Source organism: Tepidiforma flava (assembly GCF_027594505.1).
Lineage (GTDB): Bacteria > Chloroflexota > Dehalococcoidia > Tepidiformales > Tepidiformaceae > Tepidiforma > Tepidiforma flava.
Genome location: NZ_CP115149.1, coordinates 2,368,350 through 2,390,505 on the forward strand (window position 1 = coordinate 2,368,350; position 22,156 = coordinate 2,390,505).

The 22,156-nt window shown below is 71.5% G+C and carries 14 protein-coding genes, 3 tRNA genes and 2 pseudogenes; 10 read left to right on the forward strand and 9 right to left on the reverse strand.

All coding sequences use genetic code 11. The annotated features are described in order from the left end of the window. Positions 1–36: 36 nt before the first annotated feature. Both O0235_RS13045 and O0235_RS13050 read left to right on the forward strand, forming a co-directional pair. A complete protein-coding gene (locus O0235_RS13045; RefSeq protein ID WP_270056215.1) occupies positions 37–1,869 on the forward strand; it encodes a dynamin family protein in 1,833 nt (610 codons plus the stop codon). Further along, complete coding sequence (locus tag O0235_RS13050; RefSeq protein ID WP_270056216.1) at positions 1,866–3,308, forward strand: dynamin family protein; 1,443 nt, start codon at positions 1,866–1,868, stop codon at positions 3,306–3,308. The genes O0235_RS13045 and O0235_RS13050 overlap by 4 nt, the downstream gene beginning before the upstream one ends. A 58-nt stretch (positions 3,309–3,366) precedes the next feature. On the opposite strand, the gene O0235_RS13055 is transcribed toward O0235_RS13050, so the two are convergent. The 4 genes from O0235_RS13055 to O0235_RS13070 all read right to left on the reverse strand — a co-directional run bounded on the left by O0235_RS13055 (position 3,367) and on the right by O0235_RS13070 (position 11,663). After that, positions 3,367–5,358, reverse strand: coding sequence for a hypothetical protein (locus O0235_RS13055; protein WP_270056217.1), 1,992 nt, complete (start codon positions 5,356–5,358; stop codon positions 3,367–3,369). Between the two features lie 18 nt (positions 5,359–5,376). After that, positions 5,377–6,801: a hypothetical protein gene (locus O0235_RS13060; RefSeq protein WP_270056218.1), complete on the reverse strand. Its 1,425-nt coding sequence runs from the start codon at positions 6,799–6,801 to the stop codon at positions 5,377–5,379. A 520-nt stretch (positions 6,802–7,321) separates the two neighbouring features. Next, entirely contained in the window at positions 7,322–8,179 is an 858-nt protein-coding gene (locus O0235_RS13065) for a helix-turn-helix domain-containing protein (RefSeq protein WP_270056219.1), read from the reverse strand. Between the two features lie 100 nt (positions 8,180–8,279). Then, a complete protein-coding gene (locus O0235_RS13070) occupies positions 8,280–11,663 on the reverse strand; it encodes an acetyl-CoA carboxylase family protein (RefSeq protein ID WP_270056220.1) in 3,384 nt (1,127 codons plus the stop codon). Positions 11,664–11,776: 113 nt separating this feature from the next. Here O0235_RS13070 and O0235_RS13075 point away from each other — a divergent pair, with 113 nt between their 5' ends. Further along, entirely contained in the window at positions 11,777–12,847 is a 1,071-nt protein-coding gene (locus O0235_RS13075) for a hypothetical protein (RefSeq protein ID WP_270056221.1), read from the forward strand. 24 nt (positions 12,848–12,871) lie between these two features. On the opposite strand, the gene ilvD is transcribed toward O0235_RS13075, so the two are convergent. Further along, positions 12,872–14,545 (reverse strand): dihydroxy-acid dehydratase, encoded by a 1,674-nt coding sequence (gene ilvD / locus O0235_RS13080; RefSeq protein ID WP_270056222.1) that lies wholly within the window; start codon positions 14,543–14,545, stop codon positions 12,872–12,874. A gap of 119 nt (positions 14,546–14,664) precedes the next feature. Here ilvD and O0235_RS13085 point away from each other — a divergent pair, with 119 nt between their 5' ends. Continuing rightward, on the forward strand, positions 14,665–15,126 hold the full coding sequence (locus O0235_RS13085) for a winged helix-turn-helix transcriptional regulator (RefSeq protein WP_270056223.1): 462 nt from the start codon (positions 14,665–14,667) through the stop codon (positions 15,124–15,126). A 6-nt stretch (positions 15,127–15,132) separates the two neighbouring features. Here the strand turns inward: O0235_RS13085 and O0235_RS13090 are convergent, their stop codons facing one another. Continuing rightward, on the reverse strand, positions 15,133–16,041 hold the full coding sequence (locus O0235_RS13090) for a mechanosensitive ion channel family protein (RefSeq protein WP_270056224.1): 909 nt from the start codon (positions 16,039–16,041) through the stop codon (positions 15,133–15,135). Then, the gene (locus tag O0235_RS13095; RefSeq protein ID WP_270056225.1) at positions 16,038–18,206 is read right to left on the reverse strand and encodes an ATP-dependent helicase; all 2,169 of its coding nucleotides are present in this window, start codon (positions 18,204–18,206) and stop codon (positions 16,038–16,040) included. The genes O0235_RS13090 and O0235_RS13095 overlap by 4 nt, the downstream gene beginning before the upstream one ends. 105 nt (positions 18,207–18,311) lie before the next feature. On the opposite strand from O0235_RS13095, the pseudogene O0235_RS16140 reads away from it, so the two are divergent. Then, positions 18,312–19,259 (forward strand): annotated as a pseudogene (locus O0235_RS16140) (zinc ribbon domain-containing protein). Here O0235_RS16140 and O0235_RS16145 read toward each other — a convergent pair. Next, positions 19,184–19,969: pseudogene (locus tag O0235_RS16145) on the reverse strand (DRTGG domain-containing protein); the annotation flags it as partial. The pseudogenes O0235_RS16140 and O0235_RS16145 sit on opposite strands and share 76 nt — an antisense overlap. Positions 19,970–20,038: 69 nt before the next feature. Between O0235_RS16145 and O0235_RS13100 the strand changes: the two are divergent. The 5 genes from O0235_RS13100 (at position 20,039) to O0235_RS13120 (ending at position 21,487) form a co-directional block, all read left to right on the forward strand. Beyond that, on the forward strand, positions 20,039–20,524 hold the full coding sequence (locus O0235_RS13100; protein WP_270056226.1) for a 6-pyruvoyl trahydropterin synthase family protein: 486 nt from the start codon (positions 20,039–20,041) through the stop codon (positions 20,522–20,524). Between the two features lie 33 nt (positions 20,525–20,557). Continuing rightward, positions 20,558–21,103 carry a hypothetical protein gene (locus O0235_RS13105; RefSeq protein WP_270056227.1) on the forward strand — a complete coding sequence of 182 codons (546 nt, stop codon included), beginning with the start codon at positions 20,558–20,560 and terminating at the stop codon, positions 21,101–21,103. Between the two features lie 53 nt (positions 21,104–21,156). Next, positions 21,157–21,231, forward strand: a tRNA-Gly gene (locus O0235_RS13110). 68 nt (positions 21,232–21,299) lie between these two features. After that, positions 21,300–21,385, forward strand: a tRNA-Leu gene (locus O0235_RS13115). Positions 21,386–21,413: 28 nt separating this feature from the next. Continuing rightward, a tRNA-Gln gene (locus O0235_RS13120) sits at positions 21,414–21,487 on the forward strand. Positions 21,488–21,506: 19 nt separating this feature from the next. On the opposite strand, the gene O0235_RS13125 is transcribed toward O0235_RS13120, so the two are convergent. Further along, complete coding sequence (locus O0235_RS13125) at positions 21,507–22,154, reverse strand: potassium channel family protein (RefSeq protein ID WP_270056228.1); 648 nt, start codon at positions 22,152–22,154, stop codon at positions 21,507–21,509. Positions 22,155–22,156 lie beyond the last annotated feature (2 nt).

The following is a 22,156-nucleotide window of genomic DNA, read 5'->3' on the forward strand; positions in this document are numbered from 1 at the left end:
TTGCCGCACGCTATCGCCTGCGAAGTGCATCGAAAAATGGATACAAAAAGTAGCCCTTCTGCCGCGGTCGACATGTCGCTCCCGATTTCGGAAGCTGCCCTCGATGCGGCGCGGCTCGCCCGCTCGCTGGGGCGGGAGGACCTTGCCGCCGTGCTGCTGGCGTCGCGCGGCCGGCTGGCGCGCCCGGAGACGGTGCTCGTCGTCATCGGCGAGTTCAAGAAGGGCAAGAGTTCGCTCATCAACGGCATCCTCGGCCGCGAGCTCTGCCCGGTCGACGACGACATTGCAACCGCCCGGCTCGTCCTCATCCGCCACGGGACGCCCGAGCGTGTCATCGTTCGAAACCCGGACGGGACCGAGCTCGAGCGCGCCGGGGACCTCGCGGAGCTGGGCCGGCTTGCGACCGAAGCACCGTCGGGCGCTGACCCGATGCAGCACGCGTACCTCGAGGTCTGCGCCGAGAACGCGTTTCTCGCCCACGGCGTCATCCTGGTCGACACGCCCGGCGTCGGCGGCGGCCTCTCCGGCGGCTACGAAACGCTCGCGCTCGGCTATCTCCACGCGGCCGATGGGCTCATCTTCGTCACCGACGCGAGCGGGCCGCTCTCGCGGGCGGAGCTGGAGTTCCTCGCCCGCGCGCGCAACGTCTGCCCCGACGTGCTCGTTGCGATCTCCAAAGTCGACCTCTACCCGGACTGGCGAGAACTCGCTGCCGGCGACGCCGGCCTGCTGCAGGCCCGCGATCCCGGGACGAAGCTGTTCCCGCTGTCGGCGGCCCTGCGCGCCGCTGCGCTGTCCAGCGGCGATGCCGCGTTGAACATGGAGTCCGGCTTCCCGGCGCTGCTCGACGGCATCGCCGGGGAGATCCTCGACCCATCCCGCGCACGCGCCGCCGCCCGCTGTCTTGGCGACGTCCGCGCGGCGGCGCGGCAGTTCGAAGCGGCGCTCCTGGCCGAAAGCCAGGCGCTGACTGACCCGGCAGCCGGCCGCGAGCATGCCGAACGCCTCGCCGGGGAGCGCCGGCGGCTGGAGGAGCTCCGGGGCGCCGCGGCCCGCTGGCAGGTCATGCTCGGCGACGGTTTCGCCGACCTGATTTCCGATGTCGAGCATCGCCTCCGGGTCGAGCTGCGGACACTCGCCCGCGACATCGAGGCGCGCATCGAGGAAGAAGACCCGGCCGAGACCTGGGACGACCTCGCGAGTGAGGTGCGCAGCCGGATGGCCGACGCGGCGGTGAACGTCATCGTCGCGCTCGAGGACGGGACCGCGGCTATCGTCGACCGCATCGCGGCGGTGCTGCATGAAGAAGCGCTCGGCATCGGCCCCCCGCGCCGCGAAGACGCGCCCGTGGACCTGACCAGTCTCTGGACGGCCCGCGCGCCGGAGGTGCGCCTCGTGAGCGAATCAGCGGCGACGGCGTGGGCGTCACTGCGCGGTGCGCAGGGCGGCATCCTCGTGTTCGGCATGCTCACCGGGCTCGCCGGGCTGGCATTTACGACCGGGGCCCTCGTCGGCATCGGGGTGCTGTTCGGGGGGAAGCAGCTGCTCGAAGAGCGGAAGCGGCAGCTCACCCAGCGGCGCCAAAAGGCCCGGCTGGCGGTCCGCCAGTTCATCGACGACGCGAACGGTGAAATCGCCAAGTCGATGCGCGATGCTGCGCGCGAACTCCAGCGGAAGGTTCGCGACGGCGTTAGCGAGCGCATCGCTGAAGAGCTCCAGGCGCGGGTCGCAACGCTGGAGCGTCTCCAGGAGGCAGCCCGCGCATCCGACGCCGAGCGCCAGGCGCGGCTGCAGCAGGTGGCAGCCTGGCTCCAGCAGGCGCGCGGCCTGCTTCGGCGGGCCGACGAACTCGAAGGAGTTCGAGCGTGACGGCGGCCGCGGGGGGAGCGCTCGCGGCGCGACTCGACCGGGTTCTCCGCCGCGCCGCGGACGAGCTCCCGGGTGCGGCGTCCGAACTCCGCGCTGCTGCCGACCGCCTGCACGGCCCGCTTCGCATCGCCGTCGCCGGTCGCGTCAAAGCCGGGAAATCGACGCTCCTGAACGCGCTCCTCGGCGAGCGTCTCGCGGCGACGGATTCGGGCGAATGCACCCGCCTCGTCACCCGCTTCGTGCACGACTGGCAGTACCGTGTCACCGCGGTGCGGCCCGGCGGCGCCCGGGAGCCGCTCTCGTTCAGGCGCGGGGAGCGCGGCCTGGACATCGACCTGGCGGGCGCGGGCGACATCGCAGAGGTCGAAGTCGGCTGGCCGTCGCGGAAGCTCGAAGGGATCGAGCTCATCGACACCCCGGGGCTCGGGTCGCTCACCCCCGGCGTGAGCGAGCAGACGGAGGAGCTGACGGGCGCAGCCGGCGGGGCCAGCGCCGTCGACGCCGTGATCTATCTGCTTCGGCATGTCCACCGCGAGGACACGGCCTTCCTCGAGGGGTTCCGGGACGCCGGCCTGCCGCTGGGAAGCCCGGTCACGACCGTCCTCGTCCTCTCTCGTGCCGACGAGATCGGCGGCGGGCGGCCGGATGCGATGGAGAGCGCCCGCCGCATCGCGGCCCGCTACAGCCGCGACCCGCGGCTGTTGGCGCTCGCGGGCCAGGTCATCCCGGTTGCCGGGCTCCTCGCCGAGACCGCGTCGACGCTCGCGGAAGCGGAGTACCGCGCCATCCGCGACCTCGCTGCCGACCCGTCGGCGGCGGCGGCCCTGCTGCTTTCGGTGGATCGCTTTCGGGACCCCGAGCGGAGCCCGCTCACGGAGGAGCTGCGCGAGCTCTTGCTGCGGCGATTCGGCCTCTTCGGACTCCGGGTGGCTGTGGCGGCCGTCGCCGACGGCCGCGTGCAGTCGTCGAGCGACCTCGCCCGCATGCTCGAGGCAGTTTCCGGCATCGGTCCGGTCCGCGAGGCGATCGACCGCCGCCTCCGGGCGCGGTCGCACCTCCTGATCGTCCGCAGCGTGGTCGCTGCCGGCCGGCAGATCGCCCGGCAGCATGCAACGGCCAGCCCGGCCGCCGCGGCGCGGCTCGCGGCGGAGCTCGATGACCTCGCTGCCAGCGCGCCGGAACTCGGTCTCCTCGAGGCGGCGCACCTGGCGGCGACGGGGCTCGCCAGGTTCAGCGACGCCGACCGCGACGAAGCCGAGGCGCTGCTCGAGCGTCTCGGCGCGCCGGGCCCTGTCCCGATGTCCCTGGCGGATGCGGTTGCGGCCATCGACCGCTGGCGAGACCGGGCCGCCGACCCTCTCCTTGACGGGTTCGGCCGGGCAGCGGCCGATGCCATGACGCGGGCCTACGAAGCGCTCTACGCCCGAAGCATCGGTTGAGCGAAGGAGGGGCCGCGGCGGCAAGCCGCGGCCCCGGTCCGCTGGCGCGGAATCGAGGTCAGTCGTCCAGGTCGCCGTCGTCGGCGGACGCCATCGCAAGCGACTGCCGGTACAGCTCAGCAACCTCCTCCGCGTCGAGCACCTGGATCTGGGCGGCGATGTCGGCGTCTGAGGGGTCGTCCCCGCCCTGGAACAGCGCGTCGCGGATCCAGTCGAGGATGCGCTCGAGGATGTTGCCGTCGTCGCGCTGCTCGTCCGCCAGGGCCGCGCCATCGCCCATCACCGCGGCGTCGGCGACCGCGGCGCGGACCCAGGCGATGAGGCGGGCCACGTCGGGGTCGAACTCCTGGATACCGCCACCGCCGTCCGAAATCGGGCCGCCCGCGGGGAGCGGCGCTTCGAAGACGACCGGCTCGAGGCCGGCCGTGGCGGCCGCGGGCTGCGGCGGCGGGGCGATGGCGTCGTCGCGAGTCAGCGTCCACGCCGGCTCGGCCGGCGGCGGCGAGGGTTCCGGCGAGGCTGCGCGGGGCTCAGCCTCCCCGGCGGCCGCGCTGCTGCCGTCACCCGGCTGCGACGATGTGCCGCTGCCGCCCGGTTCGAACACGTCGAGCGACGAGCCGGAGGGTGCCGATGCGACGGGCACGGGCGCGGCCGAGTCGGCAGGGTCCGGCGCGACCTCGCCGGCGACCTCGCGGGGCTGGTCCTGGTAGCCGGGCTGCTCGTCGGCCGGCGGCGGCTGGTCCTGGTAGCCGGGCTGCTCGTCGGCCGGCGGCGGCTGGTCCTGGTAACCGGGCTGTTCGTACGCCGGTGGCGGCTGGTCCTGGTAGCCGGGCTGTTCGTACGCCGGTGGCGGCTGGTCCTGGTAACCGGGCTGTTCGTACGCCGGCGGCTGGTCCTGGTAACCGGGCTGTTCGTACGCCGGTGGCGGCTGGTCCTGGTAGCCGGGCTGCTCGTCGACGGGCGGGCGTCCAGCCTCTCCATTGCGCGGCGGTGCTGGCGGTTCGTCAGCTTCAACAGGGGGCGCAGCAGGGGTTCCGCCCCGCGGCACGTCGTCGGGGACCCTTCGAGGAGCATTCGGGAAGGGCGGTTCGTAGACGATGCCCGGTCGCCCCCCCTCGCCGGGTTCGAGATTGCGAATCCGGTCGTCGATGGGCGCAGTCTGTGGGGGCTGCTCTCCGGGAGCCACCGGCTGCTCGGCCGGCGGGAAGGGGAACGTCGTCGCTGGTCCGCCGAACCCGGCGCCTCCCCCGGCATTTTCGGCCCGCGCCGCCCGCTCGGCGAGATCCCCGGTCTCCCGCAGCCGTTTGGAGTCTTCCATGGCTTCTTCGAACGATTGGTTCGAGCGGTCGAAGGGCGGCGGGACATACGATGTGCCCCCCTGGGCGGGCGGGGGGTCCGGCATGACGGCGGGCGCGCCGGGCGGTCCGCCGGCCGAGGCCGGGAGGTCCGGGCGGCCGTCGCCGTCGATGTCCATGCTGCCGGTCCCGTCCGGGAGCGGCCGGACGTCGTAGACCGGCGTGCTTCCCTGGGCCGGCGGCCGCGGCGTCTCGGGCAGTTCGGCGGCGCCTGACCCGTGAGCGTGCGGCTGGTTGTAGCTGCTGTCGGGCGTCTTTCCTCCGGATATCGGCGGCGGAACGTAGTTCGGGGTGCTGGACATTGGTCGTGCTCCTTCGGTGGAAGACTGGGCGGGCTGATCGCCTTCATCGGTGCCCGCGGCGTCGGCAGTCGCTACGTCTGCCGCGAGGTCGGCAGCGGCGGCGGTCTCGCTGGCCCCCTGGCTCTGCTGCGGCCGCGACGACGTCGTGCCGGCGGGCTGCGAAACCGGGTCGAGTTCGGGAGGCGTGTGGGTCGGCGTGCCGGCATCGCCGAGGCTCTGCGGCGGCAGGCCGTCGGGGCCAACGAGCTGCCAGCTGTTGGGGTCCGGCACCGCTGCCGCGGCGCCGCCCTGGCTGTCAGGCGGAGATGTCGGCATCTGGTTGGGCGGCGGGGCGCCGGTCCGGTCGACGGGCGGGCCGGCGGTGCCGAGGGGCGATACGGTCTGGTCGCTCACGAACGATTCCTCCCGGGTCTAGACCGTGTCGGCGCTGTCGCTGTCGTCGTCGGATGCGCTCGAGCTGGCGGACTGCGCCGCGTCGGCAGTGCCGTGCGCATCGGCGATGGAGAGGCCGGAGCCGCCGAAGCCGGAGAGGGCATCGGCCGGGTCCTCGGTGCGGGCGCTGCCGGTCCACTGGCCGGCGGCGTCGGGACCGTAGTCGATGTTCCCGCGGTCGCCGGGCAGGACGCCGAAGCTGACGCTGCCGCCGCCGGTGCCGCCGCGGACGCCGGGGTCGCCCGGGTTGCCGATGAGGAAGTTCGTCATGCCTCTCTGGAGGGCGGCTGTCTCGGCGAGGCTGAGATTGCCGGCGGGCGGAGCGTCGCTCGCGCCGTCTGCGGGGTCGACGTCCCAGCCGTGCCGCCCGGCGCGCATCGCATCGATCTGGTCTTTGTGGTGCTCGTAAATCCACGCGCGCAGCGCCGGGTTGTCCGGGGTCTCGTCGATGGGCTGCTTTGCGTCGGGTGGGGTTGTCTGTCCTTCCGCTTCTTGTTTCTTTTTCGCTTTTCCAAATGTCTTGAACAGTGCTGTTTCGAGATTCGGAACATCCGCTTCTTTTGAAACCTTTCCAAGAGGTTGGTTGGAGCCGAAGCTCCCAATGTTGTCGTCAACTTCGCGGAGCTGCTCGGCTTCATTGACGTTTCCAGTAAAGACAATCGGGAGCTTGCCCGGGATTCCGAAAAATGGTCTGTTGTAGAGCTTATAGCTCATCCAGTTCAGCGCCTCCGTGAGCAGCCCCCCCTCGCCGGCCGCCTTGCCACCTTCGGTCGCTTGGCTCGGCGCCTGGCCGGGGACGGCAGCTGCCCCCGCGTTGCCCGAGTTTGTTGCCTGTCCTGCCTGGCCCGGTTGGGACGCTCGCCCGCTCGCACTGCTGTCGCCGGTATCCGGAGCCTTGGCCCGGGCTTCTGCCTCGGCCTCAGCTATAGCCCGTTTCAGAAGCTCGATTCCGCCCTGGCCGTCTCCATCGTTCTCGACGCTAGGACCAACCAAGCTCTGGGAGAACGTATCGAGTGCGCCTTGCATCAGTCCCAGCTCACCGGAGCCGCTCATGGCACCGCGTCCGCTGGTCACTGCGAAGGGGTCGCTGCCCGTGCCGCCGGTCATCGCAGCCATGGCCGATTCGACCATGCCCTGGTAGGCCTTATTGCCGTGGCCGGGGCTGCCGCCGCCCGGCAGGCCGGTCCCGGGCGCGGTGCCGGCGATGGCCGCATCGAGATCGGCGACCGCCCCGCCGATGAGGTTGAGCCCGGGCGCGCGAAGAGCGTCGCCGAACGAGGGTGTCTCCGCTCCCGGCATGCCGTACCGGCCGTCGGTCCCCGGCATCCCTCCCGCGGCTTCCCCGGCTCGGGCCTGGAGGTCGTCGAGCGACGGCCTGGCGATGTCCTGGAGGGCGCTGGGCACGGCGCGCTCCGCGGCACTGGCCTCGGAGGACGCATCCGAACGGTCAAGGGCGTCGCGGAGGTTCCCGGTTCGGTTGCTGATGTCCGGGACCGCCGCCGCTGCGGACGCCGCCGGGGCGACGCCGCTGACCGCGGCGTTTCCGCTCGAGCCATCGCTGCCGGGCGCGGAACGTCCAGCAGCCCGGGCCGCGGGCCCGGAGATGGCGGGGTCGCTGTTCCGGAGAAGGGCATCCCGGGCCTCGGCCGCCGCCGTTTCAGCCGGCGCCGGCGCCGGTTTCAGGTCGATGGTGCGGAGGTCAGGCGCTGGCGCGGAGTTGCCGGCCGGCGGCGCTTCTGCGACCTGGGGCGGAGGCGGCGCGGCGTCTGGGGCGGGCGACCGCTTTGGAAACTGGGGTCCGCTCGGGGAACGCTTGGGCATGGGGGCCACATCCTGGGCGAGGATGCGGGCAGTCTCGGACCCTCGAATCGGCGCAGCAATGCCGAAAATGACACATTTTGTACCCCCGCCCCGGGGGGAATGGTCACGCCCCGGGCGGCGGGATGCGCGGCCAGGTCCGGTCGTAGTACGGACGGCGCCCATCCTCCATGATGCGCAGCTGGTGCACGGCCTCCGCCGTCCTCGCATCGAGAGCGACCCAGTCGTTGAACCAGATGGACGGCGGGTCGTTGGCCGGGCCGGTGACGGAGATGAAGCGGAGCTCGCCCACTTCGGCATTGGCCCAGACGACCGGGTACGTCAGCCGGACCCGGTAGGCGCGGCCGGGGACGGTGTTCCAGAGGTCGAGAAACTTCTGCACGTATTCCGGGCTGCCGTTCATGAGGAACTGGACGGCGGCGGCGAGGTAGGGATGCTGGGCCGGGTCGAGGGCGGCGTCGCCGCCGTAGTGCCCTTTGACGACGGAGACCGCAACGGAAAGCGCCTCCGACCAGTTGCGCAGCCGGCGGGCAAACCGCGGGGTGGTGAGCATGCTGAGGAAGCCGCGCTGGAATGGCCCCTGCAGCTCGCGGTGGAGGTCGACTTCCCAGACGCGCTGGATGACGGCGTTCGCCGCCACCACTTCGAACAGTTCGGTCGTGACGCAGGCCGGGTGGGGCAGGTCGGCGATCGCCTCGGCGGCGCTCCGCAGCGTGAACCATTCGTCTTCGAGCCGGTCGGCAGGCGAGGCGAAGTCCGGGGCGTAGCCCGCGCCGCTCAGCACCTGCTGGCGAGCGAACGCGTCAGCATCGAGCGCGTCGAGGAGCCCGATGAGCGCCTCGCGGCTGGGGTGGCGGACGCCCGTTTCGTAGGCCTTGATCGAGGCGGCGGAGATGCCGGCACGCGCCGAAAGGTCCTCCCGCGAGAGATGGACCTGCCTCCGGAGTGCGCGAAGCTGGTCCATCCAGCCTTCCATGGCGTCGTCACCCGGCCGGGAGATGCGGGAATGCTACGTGAACGCAGCGGGGAATGAAAGCCGCGGCACCTGTGCTGCGGCGGCCGTTCTACCAGCTGTCGATGTTCGGCCGCTTCTTGCCGGCGCGGGGGACCGGCGGACGGATCGCCGCGAGCAGCGCCGTGAGCCACGCGCGCGTCTCGGCCGGGTCGATGGCATCGTCGACTTCGAAGAGCGACGCCTGGTTGAGCGCCTTCCCGCGCGCGTAGGCGCGCGCCACCATCTCCTCGTAGAACTGCCGGCGCTTCTCGGGGTCTTCGATGGCGGCCAGTTCGTTGCGGTAGCCGAGCTTCACCGAACCCTCCAGCCCCATGCCGCCGAACTCGGCGGTCGGCCRRGCCACCGTGAAGAAGGGGCGGTGGTAGGTGCCGCCGGCCATCGCAATCGCGCCGAGCCCGTACGCCTTGCGGAGGATGACCGTGAACGTCGGCACGCTGATGTTCGCGCCGGTCAGGAACACCCGGGCAGCGTGGCGGACGAGCGCCGTCTTCTCAGCCTCCGGCCCGACCATGATGCCCGGCGTGTCGCAGAAATAGACGATCGGGAGGTCGAAGGCGTCGCACAGCTGCATGAAGCGCGCCGCCTTGTCGGCGCCGTCAGAATCGATGGCGCCGCCGAGGTGGGCCGGGTTGTTCGCGATGACGCCGACCGGCCGGCCTTCGACCCGGGCGAGCGCGGTGATCATCCCGACGCCGAACTTCGGCCGAAGTTCGAGCACCGACCCGGTGTCGAACAGCAGATGGATGGCCTTGCGCACGTCGTACACGCGGAGCCGGTTTTCCGGCACGACGTGCCGGAGCAGCCGCTGATCGGCGGCCTCCCAGCGCGGGAGCGGCCCCTGGAAGTAGGCGAGGTACTGCTTCGCCACCTCGACGGCCTCGGCCTCGTCCTTCACGAGGATGTCGATGACGCCATTGGGCACCTGGACCGACGTCGGGCCGATCTCCTCCGGCGCGTAGATGCCGAGACCGCCGCCTTCGATCATCGCCGGGCCGCCCATGCCGATGTTGGCGTCCTCGGTGGCGATGACGACGTCGCAGCAGCCGAGCAGCGCGGCGTTGCCGGCAAAGCACCGACCCGTCGTGATGCCGACCATCGGCACGTGGCCGGAGAGCTGAGCAAAGCGGGTGAAGGTGGGCGGCGAGAGGGCGCTCGCGACGATGTCCGTATCGCCCGGCCGGCCGCCGCCGCCTTCGGCGAAGAGGATGAACGGCATCCGGCCCTGCTCGGCGATGTCGATGATGCGGTCCGTCTTCCGGTGGTTTTGGCCGCCCTGCGTCCCGGCGAGGACGGTGTAGTCGTAGGCCATGATGGCGCAGCGGCTGGCCGGGTCGCCGAAGAGCGCACCGTTGACGCTGCCGACGCCGGTGATGAGCCCGTCGGCCGGGGTTTTTTCGATGAGCTCCTCGAGCGAGCGGCGGGCGCGCTGGGCGGCGAGGACGAGCGGCCCGTATTCGATGAACGTCCCGGGGTCGCAGAGATGGGCGATGTTCTCCCGGGCGGTGCGGTGGCCGGTCGCGTGCCGCCTCGCGACGGCGTCCGGCCGCCGCTCGTCCCGCGTCCGCGCGCGGCGTTCGAGGACTTCGGCGAGGTCGGGCCGGATGGCGTCGAGGTCGATGGCCTCCTCGACGGACTCGCTGCCTTCGCCGCCGGAGCCGGGGGCGATGGTGAGCAGCAAGGCGCCTTCGACGACCGGGAGCCCGGGCGCTGCTTCGACGCGGACGACGGTGCCCGCGCACGGCGCGGTCACCTCGTGCTCCATCTTCATCGCCTCCATGACTGCGAGCACCTGGCCCGGCCTGACGGCGGCGCCGGGCTCGACCGCCAGGGAGATGATTGTGCCCTGCAGCGGCGCCCGGACGGCCTGCTGGCCTTCGTCGACCGGCGCGGCATCGGCCGGGGGGCGGGCCGGCGCCTGCTGCTTCCCGTAGGCGAGCACGGCCAGCGGGTCGCTCGTGTCGATTCGGGCGCCCGCGATGGCCGGGCCGGCGGGGCCGCCGGGGGCTGCGGCATCGGCCGGCGCGGCGGCGAAGCGGGCTGCCGCCTCGGCCAGCGCCGCGGCGTGCTCGTCGATGAACCGGGTGTGCAGGTCCGCGGCGGGAAGCTCCGGGCGCTCTGCGAGGGCCCGCAGGAACGCCAGGTTCGTCTCGACCCCGGCGATCTCGAACTCGGCGAGCGCCCGCTTGAGCCGCTGAACCGCTGCGCCGAAATCCTGCCCGGGAGAGCGCACGATGACTTTCGCGAGGAGCGAATCGTAGGCCGGGCTGACGGCGAGGCCGGGATAGGCCGCGGTGTCGACGCGGATGTTCGGCCCGCCCGGGGGCACGAACCGCTGCAGCGTCCCGGCCGCGGGGTACGCCACCCCGGTCGGCATCATCCGCTCGGCGTTGACGCGCGCCTGGATGGCGAAGCCGCGGGCGGGCGGCGGGCCGCCGGCGAGGCTGAGGTCGGCGAGCGTCGCCCCGCCGGCGATCTGCAGCTGGATCGCGACCAGGTCGAGGCCGGTCACCTCTTCGGTCACGGTATGTTCGACCTGGAGGCGCGCGTTGGCTTCGATGAAAAACCACGGCGCGCGCTCGTCGAGGCCGTTCGAGACATCGACGAGGAATTCGAAGGTGCCGAGGCCGCGGTACGCCAGCCGCTGCGCCATGGCGAGCGCCGCGTCGATGAGCTGGCTTCGGAGGCCCGGCGGCAGCTCCGGCGCGGGCGCGATTTCGACCACCTTCTGGAAGCGCCGCTGGAGGCTGCACTCCCGCTCCCAGGCATGGGTCACGGCGCCGGTCCCGTCGCCGATGACCTGCACTTCGATGTGGCGGGCCCGTTCGATGAACCGCTCGGCGTAGAGGGAGCCGTCGCCGAACGCAGCCGCCGCTTCGGACGAAGCGCGCTGGAAGGCGGCCTCGAGCTCGTCCGCGGTTCGTACGACGCGGACTCCGCGGCCGCCGCCGCCAGCTGCGGCCTTGAGCAGCATCGGCGCGCCGTCGAGCCGGGCGAAAAAGGCGCGGGCGCCGTCGAGGTCGAGCGCCGCGGACGAGCCCGGGATGACCGGCACGCCGCAGGCGATGGCAAGGCCGCGCGCCGCGACCTTGTCGCCCAGCGCGGCGAGGGTCGCCGGTCCCGGCCCGACGAAGGTGATGCCGGCCTCCTCGCAGGCCGAGGCGAAATCGGCGCGCTCGCTCAGGAAGCCGTAGCCGGGGTGGATGGCATCGCAGCCGGTGTCGCGCGCAGCGCGCACCACGGCCTCGATGTTGAGGTACGCTGCAGCCCCGGCGCCCGGCAGCCGGGCCGCGTGGTCGGCGCGTCGAAGGTGGAGGCTCGCTGCGTCGTCCTCCGGCGCCGCGGCTGCGGTTTCGATGGCGAGGTCGGCCGCGGCGCGGATGATGCGCAGGGCAATCTCCCCGCGGTTGGCGATGAACAGTCGGCGAATCGGCATGGCCCGTCGCTGTCGGTGCTGGTGGGCGAAGCATAGCTGGACGGGAGCGAACGCGCTGCCGAACTACCCGGGTGAACGCCGTTCGCGTAGGCTGTCCGCCGAGGAGTCGACCGATGAACTACAGGCTGTTGTGGGCTGGAGCGATCAGCGGGCTCGCGCTGCACCTGGCGGGGCTCGGCTGGGACGTCTACCGCCACTCGCGCGACGTGACGCTCGCGCAGCGCGAAGACGTCCTGTCGCTGGCGAACCCGTCGCACCTGATGATCGTGGCGGGCACGGCGATCATGGCGGCCTGCCTGCTCGGCATCGCCGTCACCTGGATGAACGAACGCCGCTTCGGCGGCGAGGGCGCGTTCGGCGGGCTGCTGCGCGGCGCCGGGCTGCCCGCGGTCGGCATCGCGGCGGCCGGGTCGATCTGGCTGGCGTCCCGGGCCGATTCGAGCGGCCACGTTCACGATGCGTCCCACAGCCACGGCCCGCAGCAGGCTATCGTCCTCGACCTGCCGCTCGCCCGCGCGGTTGGCAACGAGACTGCGGCCCGGTTCGTCGCATCGAGCGGCGGCCACACCCACGCATCCGCAGGCTCTTTCGGCGCTGACGCAGCGATGGGTGAGGGTTCGGCCCATCACCACCACGCTGAGGTCCCGGTGACTGCCGAGCAGCTCGAAGCGGCGGCGGCGTTCGTCGCCCGGCTCCGGACGGCGATCGCCCCGTACGAGGACATCCGCCGCGCCATGGCGGACGGCTACCTCCAGATCACGCAGGACCTCCCCGGCATCGCGGCGCACTTCATCCGGCTCGACTACCGGAACGACGGCCGTGAAATGGACCCGGAGCGGCCGGAAGTGCTGCTCTACACGAAGCGGCTCGACGGGACGTGGCGGCTCGTGGGCGCGATGTTCCTCGCCGAAGGCGTGACCGAGGAGCCGCCGTCGTACTTCGGCCCGCTCGATGCGTGGCACTACCACGAGAACCTCTGCTTCGTGGGCAGCGGTGTTCGGACGGTCGCCAGCCGCGAGCAGTGCCCGGGGGCGTTCACGGCGCGCACGCCGTGGCAGCTGCACGTGTGGACCGTGCCCACGGCGGGCGGCGTGTTCGCCCACGACATGCCGGAAATCGACCCGGGGGCGTTCCCCGGGGCCGTGCTGCCCGCCGCGCAGGAGCTCCGGGCGCAGGCGCGGTGACCCGCCGGGCCGGGCGGACGGCGCCTAGGAGGTAACGGCGCCCTTCGAGGCGCTCGAGACCTGGGCGGCGTACTTCGCGAACACCCCGCGCTGGTATTTCGGCGGCCGCGGCGTCCAGGCCGCGCGGCGGCGCTCGAGCTCGGCGTCGTCGACGTGGAGGGTCAGTTTCCGGTTCTTTACGTCGAAGCTGATGATGTCGCCCTCCTGCACGAGCGCAATCGGCCCGCCGACCGCGGCCTCGGGCGCAACGTGGCCGGCCATGAGGCCGCGCGTGGCGCCGCTGAAGCGGCCGTCGGTGAGGAGCGCCACCGATTCGCCGAGGCCTTCGCCGACGAGCGCCGCGGTGACGCCGAGCATCTCGCGCATGCCCGGGCCGCCTTTCGGCCCTTCGTTGCGGATGACCACGACGTCGCCGGCATGAATCTGCCGGTTGGTGACGGCCTGGAACGCGTCTTCCTCGCATTCGAAGACCCGTGCCGGGCCTTCGTGGTACATCCGCTCGTGGCCGGCAACTTTGATGACGCAGCCCTCGGGCGCGAGGTTGCCCTTGAGGATGACGAGGCCGCCGGTCGGCTTGAGCGCCTTCTCGACCGGCAGGATGACGTCCTGGCCGGGCGTCTCGACGGCCTCCTCGGCTTCCTCGGCGATGGTCCGGCCGGTGACGGTGAGCACGCCGCCGTGGAGCTTGCCGGCCTCGAGGAGCCGCTTCGCGAGCAGCCGCGTGCCGCCGGCCCGGTCCATGTCCAGCGCCACATAACGGCCGCCCGGCCGCATGTCGCCGATGAGCGGCGTCCGCTCCGAGACGCGGTCGAAATCGTCGATCTCGAGCGGCACGCCCGCCTCGTGGGCGATGGCGAGGAGGTGGAGGACGACGTTCGTCGAGCCGCCCGTGGAGGCGGCGCAGATGATGCCGTTCTCCAGCGACTCGCGGGTCAGGATCTGCCGGGGGAGGATGCCCTCGTTGAGGACCTTCATCACGAGTTCGCCGGCCCGGAAAGCGACCTTCCGCTTGCGGGCGTCGGTCGCGCCGACGGTGGCGCTGCCCATCGGAGAGAGCCCCATGAACTCGAGCGCCGTCGCCATCGTGTTCGCGGTGTACTGGGCGCCGCAGGCGCCGGCCCCCGGGCAGGCGGCATCGACGATCTCTTCCAGCTCTTCCTCGGAGATCGTCCCGGCGGCCTGCTGGCCCACCCCTTCGAAGACGTCCTGGATGGTGATGTCGCGCCCCTTGTAGCGGCCCGGGGCGATGGAGCCGCCGTAGAGCACGAGCCCCGGGATGTTCAGCCGCGCGAGCGCCATCGCCGCCGCGGGAATCGTCTTGTCGCAGCCGACGATGATGACGGCGGCATCGAAGGAGTAGCCGACGGCAGCCAGCTCGATCGAGTCGGCGATGATTTCGCGGGAGACGAGCGAGGCCTTCATCCCCTCGGTGCCCATCGAAATGCCGTCGGAGATGGAGATGGTGTTCACCTCCATCGGCGTGCCGCCGGCAGCGCGGACGCCGGCCATCACTTCGGCCGCCAGCTCGCGGTGGTTGAAGTTGCACGGCATCGTCCCGATCCACGAGTGCGCCACCATGACGAGCGGCCGCCGCAGATCCTCGCTCGTGAAGCCGACGGATTTGAAGTAGGAACGGGCGGGCGCCCGGCCGGGGCCATCGACGAGGATGCGGCTGCGGGCTCGTGGGTCGTAGGTCATGCTGCGCTCCCGGGGAGAGTCGTTCTTACCGCGAAGCTTACTCCCCGCGCGGGTCGCGTTCGACCAGGGGGTCGGTTGTTCGCTGCAACCCGGCTCCTGGCGTGTGGTATGCTCGGGCCATGCGCCGCACCAGCTTCGCCGAAATGCCCTGTTCCGTTGCCCGCACGCTCGAGGTCATCGGCGAATGGTGGACCATGCTCGTCATTCGCGAAGCCTTCAACGGCGTGCGGCGGTTCGACGACTTCCRGGGCCGGCTCGGCATCGCGCGGAACGTGCTGGCTGCCCGGCTGCAGCGGCTGGTCGAACACGGCGTCCTCGAGCGGCGCCAGTACCAGGACCGGCCGCCGCGCTGCGAGTACCGGCTGACGGAAAAGGGCCGCGACCTGTACCCGGTGCTCGTCGCGATGCTGTCCTGGGGCGACAGGTGGATGGCCGGGCCGGAAGGCCCGCCGCTGACGCTCATCCACGAGTGCGGCAGCCCGCTGGGGGCGAAGCTCGTCTGCGGAAGCTGCGGCGACGCGCTCGACCCCCGGCAGGTCCGGGCGGAATGGAACCGGGCTGCAGCGGTCCCCGGGGACTGACCCGGATCACTCCTCTGCGGGTTTCGCCGGCGCGACCGTCGCCCGGTCGCGGGGAGGCACCTGGACTTCGTGGCGGTACGGGATTTCGATGCCCTCACGGTCGAACCGGTCTTTGATGCGGCGCCGCAGTTCGCCTGCCAGCTCCCACTGCTTGAAGACCTTCACGTCGCCGACCACCTTCAGTTCGACGCCGTCCTCTGCGAGCCGGTCGACGCGCACCACCGCCGGCGTGCTGAGGAAATCGTCCGGGCGGTCGGCGGCCAGCCGCTCGCACTCTTCGTTGATGACCGGGATGACGCGGCCGAGGTCTTCTTCGTAGGCGACCAGCACGTTCAGGTTCACGCGGCTGAAGCCCTGCGTCATGTTCGTGGCGACGGTGATCGCGCTGTTGGGGATGACATGGACGTTCCCGTCGAGGTCCCGCAGGACGGTGCGCCGGGGCGTAATCTCGATGACCYGGCCGCTGACGCCCGCCACCCGCACGACGTCGCCGACCGCGTACTGGCCCTCGACGAGGATGAAGAGGCCGTTGATGACGTCTTTGATGAGCGTCTGCGCGCCGAGGCCGATGGCGATGCCTGCAACGCCGACCCCGGCGATGAGCGCCGAGACCTGCACGCCGAGCTGGTCGAGCACGATGGCGGCGCCGAGGAAGGCGAGGAAGATATTGAAGAGCCAGCCGAGCGTGGCCATCAGCGTGTCGACCCGCCGCTCCACCACCTCCGGGTCCTCGGCGCGCGCTTTCGCGGCCCGGAGCGAAGCGGAGCGGATGAGCCGGCTGAGCACGCGCTGGACCACGATGCGGAGGATGACCAGGCCGGCGATGACCGCCACGATGGTGACGCCGTTCTCCCTGAGCCATTCCTCCCAGGCCTCGGCGGTGGTCGGGATGAGGAAGGGGATGGGGCTGTTCATAGCGCCTCGAGTTTGGCGTAACTCTGCAGTAGCCGCCGCGTCCCGGCGGTGTCGAATTCGACGACGTACTCGACATCGCCGCCGTTGGTCCGGGCGTCCGTCACCGTCCCCGTTCCGAATTTGGCGTGGATGACCCGTGTCCCGGGGGCGAAGGCTGCGCCTGGCGCCGGTTCGAGTTCGGGCGGCGGGGCGGCTGCTGCGGCCTCGGTGTAGCTGCGCGGGGCGCTCCCCGCCGGGCGGCGGAGGTCTGCCGGGATGTCGGCGAGGAAGCGGGACGGAGGGTTCGCTGAGCTCATGCCGAAGGTCATCCGCCGGTAAGCGCGCGTGAGGTAGAGCAGGTCCATCGCGCGCGTGATGCCGACATAACAAAGCCGGCGCTCCTCCGCCATCTGCGCCGGGTCATCGAACGAGCGGATGTGGGGCAGGAGCCCTTCCTCCATCCCGACGAGGAAGACGACCGGGAATTCGAGGCCTTTCGCTGCGTGGAGGGTGATGAGCGTCACCCCCGCCGCGCGGCCGTCGAGGGTGTCCTGGTCGGTCACGAGGGCGACGTCCTGCAGGAAGGTCGCGAGGTCGTTGCCTTCCCCGGCGGCCTCTTCGTACTCGGCGAGCAGCGACTGCAGTTCGAGGACGTTTTCGAGCCGCTCGTCGGCGTCGTCCCCTTCGCGGAGGTAGCGGACGTAGCCGACGGCATCGATGAGGCGTTCGAACAGGCTGCCGAGCGGCGCCTGCCGGTGGGTCCGGAGTTCGTCGACGGTGCTGACGAATCCGCGGAGCGCAGCGGCGGCCCGGCCGGCGATGCCCTCGGCGCGGCCTTCGGCGGCGATCCGGCAGGCTTCCCACGTGCTGACGCCGTGAGCGGCGGCCAGCTCGCGCAGGCGGTCGATGGTGCGGTCGCCGATGCCGCGGCCGGGCACGTTGATGATGCGCAGCAGGCTCGCTTCGTCGGCCGGGTTGTGGATGACGCGCAGGTAGGCGAGGAGGTCGCGAACTTCGCGCCGTTCGTAGAACCGGACCCCGCCGACGAGCCGGTAGGGGATGCGGTAGCGGACGAGCGCCTCTTCGAAGGGGCGGGACTGCGCATTGGTGCGGTACATGACCGCGATGTCGGCAGGGCTCCGGCCCGCGGCGAGCAGGCGGCTGACCTCCCTCGCGACGAACTCCCCTTCCTCTTCGTCGTTGTAGGCCTCGTAGGTGAGGAGCTGTTCGCCGCCGGTCCGTTCCGTCCAGAGCCGGCGCGGGTGGCGGCCGGGGTTCCGGGCGATGACGGCCTCGGCGGCGGCGAGGATCGGCGCGGTCGAGCGGTAATTCTGCTCGAGCAGGGCGACGGCGGCGCCGGGGAAGTCCCGCCGGAAATGCTCGACGTTCCGGATGTCGGCGCTGCGCCAGGAGTAGATGCCCTGGTCCGGGTCGCCGACGACGGTGATGTTGCCGTGCACGCTGGCGAGCTCGCGGGCGAGGACGTACTGGGCCGGGTTCGTGTCCYGGAACTCGTCGACGAGGACGTGGCGGTAACGGCCGGCCCATTTCTCGCGCAGTTCCGGCACGCGGAAGAGGTCGATCGCCCGCAGCAGGAGGTCGTCGAAGTCGAGGCCGCCGGCGCGGCGGAGCGCCGCCTCGTACCGCTCGTAGGCGCGGGCTGCGACCTCCTCCGGGTAGGTCCGTGCGCGGGCGAGGAGATCGGCCGGCCCGAGCATGTCGCTCTTGGCAGCGGAGATGCGGGTGAGGACGGAGCGCGGCGGGAACTGGCGCGGGTCGATGCGCAGCTCCTCGAGGACGCGCTTCATCACGCCGAGCTGGTCGGCGTCGTCGTAGATGGCGAATTCCCGCGGGACGCCGATCGCCTCGCCGTCGATGCGGAGCCACCGCGCGCACATCGCGTGAAACGTCCCTATGTGCAGCGCGGCCGCGTCCTCCCCGATGAGCCGGGCGGCGCGGTCGCGCATTTCGCGAGCGGCCTTATTCGTGAACGTGACGGCGAGGATCTGCCATGGCGCGATGCGCCGTTCGCGGATGAGCCAGGCGATGCGGTGGGTGATGACGCGGGTCTTGCCGCTGCCGGGCCCGGCGAGGATGAGCAGGGCGCCATCGCCGTGGGTCACGGCGGCGCGCTGCGCGTCGTTCAGCCCGGCGAGGATGTCGGCGGCGGAGAGCGCGGCGTCCACCACCGGATCGTACCATTCGATCACCCGGCTGAGCGATTACGCCGCTGCATGTTGCCCCCGGCTGCGGTAAGGTGATGCGGGGCTGGCGCCCCGCCGGAGCTGAGCATGTTCGATTCGTGGCCCGGGGGCTCCTGGGAAGCGACGGTCCGGTACGTCGCCGCCGTGCTGGTGCTCTACCTCGCGGCGGTCTGGGTCGCCCTCGTGTTCTGGACCTACCGGGATATCCGGCAGCGGACCCGCGACCCGGTCCTCCAGACCGTCGCGGTGCTGCTCGTGCTCCTCTTTTTCCTTCCCGGCCACTGGGTGTACCTCATCGTGCGGCCGCGGTACACGCTCGCCGAGCTGTACGAGCGGTCGCTCGAAGAGGAGGCGCTGCTGCAAGAGCTGGAGGACCAGAAGGCCTGCCCCACCTGCAAACGGCGGGTGCAGGATGACTTCCTCGTTTGCCCCTCCTGCCGGACGCAGCTGAAGGAGCCGTGCCGGCAGTGCGGGCGGCCGCTGAGCTACGCGTGGGTGGCCTGTCCGTACTGCGGCCTCGAGAAACCGCCTCGCGAGGGGTTCGGTGCGCGCCCGGTCCGGGCGCCGCAGCCGCGACAGYKACGCCGCGCCGCCGGACCGCGCCTCCGCGGCAACCGGCGCCCGCCGCGCCCCGGGTCCCGCCSGGCAGCSRGSRSSGSMSSMKCRKCSGMRSCKSRACCSGYKSSGSGCGCGKYWSGSCGRKMCCSWSCYGCGCSCSGGCRGCKMSGRGRRKYCGAKSWTCGGCSGYATTSARSCGGYKGCGGRCGCSKKKCGCSSSKMSCRKCSWGYKSRSSRGCGGCGTSCSGGMRWKMRRSKYKCKSMYSYRKTCMRGCKKYYGCKSRCSSCGGRRSSSCGWSCMKYSRRWKRMSSRSYSGMGYGCSRKSRMSRWGYTCKCYSWWYCGGTCCGGGAGMKKMCGMYCGSSRCGSMRSYGSSKCCCTTCGAAGACCCGCTCGAGCGCGATGACCGTGTTCTCCGTATCGGTCCGGGAGAGGACGACCGGGACGCCGCTGGCGGATGCCGCGTCCAGCGTATAGCCGCTCGGGTGGCGGCCGCCGGTCAGGATGAGGGCGTTGGGGTTGGCGCGGAGGGCGGCGAGGTGCATGTCCGTCCGGTCGAACCGCGCTACGACGGTCATCGAGGGGAAGCGGCGGAAGTACGGCTGCCCCGCATCCGAACCGATCGGCGCGATCACGAGGTGGTCTGAGGTCGTGTCGGCCGGGAGGTCGCCGGGCAGGAGCACCTCGGCGTGGAGGCACCGGAGGGCTTCGTCGAGGGCGAAGCCGGCCAGGGTGCGGTCCTCGCCGAGTTCGATGCGGAGCGGCGCCCCTTCGCTCACGCGGACCCCGCGAAGGCCGGGCACGGCGGTGACGACGAGCGCGGCCGCTCCTGCCGGGGATGAGCCGCCGGGCTTGCCCGCCCGGGAGACGGCGACCACAGCCGCGCCGGCCGGCGCCGCGGAGGCGGAGCATTCGACCACGAGGGTTTCGCCGGCGGCAGGGGCCGGGGCCTCAGCGAGCGGTTCGGCAGGGCTGCCGGGCGCGAAATCGAGCGCTGCGAACCATGCCGCATCCTCGGCGGCGCGGCTGCCCGGTTCGGCGAGCCGCGCGAGGCGCGTCGGCCGGCCGCTGTAGGCCAGCGCCCGGGCGATGGCGGCGGCGACCCCGGTCTTGCCCGCCCCGGGTTCGGCGGAGGTCACGGCGATGATGCTCACGCGGCAGGCTCCTGCGCCGGTTGGCGCCAGCATGGATTGTGACGAACGGAACGGATTGCGGCAACGCGCGCCGTTCACCCTCCRRGGGCTACGATCGAGCGCATGCACACCACACGCAAAGTCTCCGTCGAACGCAACCGCCTCCGCTTCGCCGCCGCCCACATGGCCACCTTCGGGGGCGCCTGCGAGCCGCTCCACGGCCACAACTACGACGTGATCGTCGAGATCGAAGGGCCGCTGACGGAGGACGGCTGGGTCTGGGATTTCGGCGCGGTGAAGCGGGCCGCGCGGGAGCTCGCTGAGCTGCTCGACCACAAATTCCTCCTCCAGCGCAAGAGCGCCCACCTCGACATCCGCGAAGAACCGGATGCCTGGGAGGTCTCATTCCAGGGCAAGACCTACCGCTTCCCGGCGAGCGATGTGCTTCCGCTGCCGATTCCAAACTCGACGGCGGAGTGCATCGCGGAGTGGTTCACGGGGCAGCTCCTGGAGGCGCTGCAGCGGCAAGGGGCGACCCACCTCCGGCGCATCTCCGTCGGCATCGAAGAAATGCCCGGGCAGGTCGGCTGGTATACACTGGAGTTGTGAGCGGCCCGTTCCGCTTCGATCCGGAGGAATCCCATGCAGCTCGACTGGGACAAGACCATCAACGAGATTCTCTCGGAGAAGCTCGCCTGCCAGGCCTGCGGCGCGCTCGGCGACGAGATGGTGGTTGGCTACACGCGCGAGCCCTCCGCGGCCGAATTCGCGGCCCGCTGCCGCGACTGCACCGATAAGTCCGACTGCGACGCCCGGAAGCTCGTCGTCGTGTGCGAGCCGTGCGCCCGCGTCCACCGGGTGAACGGCGAACTCATGGACGAGACCGGCATGATGACGATGATGCTCGAGGAGTGCCGGCGGAACCTCGAGGATTCGATCGACTACCTCTCCACCTACTGGAAGGAGGAGACGGACGTCAGCTACGACGAGATGAAGAAGGGCCTCCATGAGGTCGACCCGGAGCTGTTCCGGGAGGAGGACGCGTGGCGGATGCGGCTCGAGGAGGAGTACCTGCAGCTGCACCGCTGGTTCCGGGAGCACGGTGTGCCGATCCCGGACCCGGGCTGGCGGAGCCAGTACGTGGAGGAAGTCATCGGCCTCGGGTACACCACGCTCCTCGGCGATTGAGCCGCGCCGGCTCTTGGCGCATGGCCGGGCCGTGGTATACTTCCAACTGCCAGGCGGAAGTAGCTCAGTGGTAGAGCGCCTCCTTGCCAAGGAGGAGGTCGCGAGTTCGAACCTCGTCTTCCGCTCCAACCGCGCAACCCGCCCGCCGTTTCGGCGGGCGTTTCTTTTGCCCGGGCCGGGTATGATGGCGACGGGAGCCGAAGTGGCGGAATGGCAGACGCGGCGGTCTCAAAAACCGCTGAGTGCAAGCTCGTGTGGGTTCGAATCCCACCTTCGGCACCAGCGGCACAGCCCGCGCGATTCCCGGCAATGCCGAGTGGTGTAACGGTAGCACACGGGCCTTTGGAGCCTATGGTCGGGGTTCGAATCCCTGCTCGGCAACCATCACCGCGCCGCCCGGCGGCTAGCTGCCGGCCTTCCGCAGCTGCTCGTCTTCCCCTGCGATCAGCCAGACATCGCCGTCCTCGACGATGACGTCGCGGTCGGGCCGGAACGTCACGAGGTCATTCCGCACCATGGCCAGGAGCACGACGTTGTGCCGGGTGAACGCCTCGAGCGAACCGATCGTCCGGCCGACGGCAGTGATGGGCGCCTGCAGCTTCGCGACGCCGTAGGTCGGGCCCAGCGAAAGGTACTCCTGCAGGTGGCTGGAGGGCCCGAGCGTGTGCGCCAGCCGGATGGCCGCCTCCTGTTCCGGCGACACGACGAGGTCTGCGCCGGCCAGCCGCAGCGCTTCCGCATGGTCGTTCGTGCTCGCCTTGGCCACCACGTGCTTCAGCGAGAGCCGCCGCTTGAGCGTCAGCGTCAGCAGCACGGAGGTCGCGATATCGGAGCCGATGGCCACGACGACGGCGTCGTAGTCGCCCAGCGCGAGGCTCTGGAGGAACTCGAAATCGGTGAGGTCGCCCGCCGCGGCGAGCGTCGCCGTCTCGGCGAGTTCGTTGACGCGCGCGTCGTCCCGGTCGACGGCGAGGACTTCGACGCCGATGGCGACGAGCTCTTCCGCCAGCTGCGAACCGAACCGGCCCAGGCCGAGGATGGCGACGTTCATGG

Coding starts and splice junctions, on each gene's coding strand:
- O0235_RS13045 (WP_270056215.1), top strand. CDS start 37: ATGGATACAAAAAGTAGCCCTTCTGCCGCGGTCGACATGTCGCTCCCG.
- O0235_RS13065 (WP_270056219.1), bottom strand. CDS start 8,179: ATGGACCAGCTTCGCGCACTCCGGAGGCAGGTCCATCTCTCGCGGGAG.
- O0235_RS13075 (WP_270056221.1), top strand. CDS start 11,777: ATGAACTACAGGCTGTTGTGGGCTGGAGCGATCAGCGGGCTCGCGCTG.
- ilvD (WP_270056222.1), bottom strand. CDS start 14,545: ATGACCTACGACCCACGAGCCCGCAGCCGCATCCTCGTCGATGGCCCC.
- O0235_RS13100 (WP_270056226.1), top strand. CDS start 20,039: ATGCACACCACACGCAAAGTCTCCGTCGAACGCAACCGCCTCCGCTTC.
- O0235_RS13105 (WP_270056227.1), top strand. CDS start 20,558: ATGCAGCTCGACTGGGACAAGACCATCAACGAGATTCTCTCGGAGAAG.
- O0235_RS13125 (WP_270056228.1), bottom strand. CDS start 22,154: ATGAACGTCGCCATCCTCGGCCTGGGCCGGTTCGGTTCGCAGCTGGCG.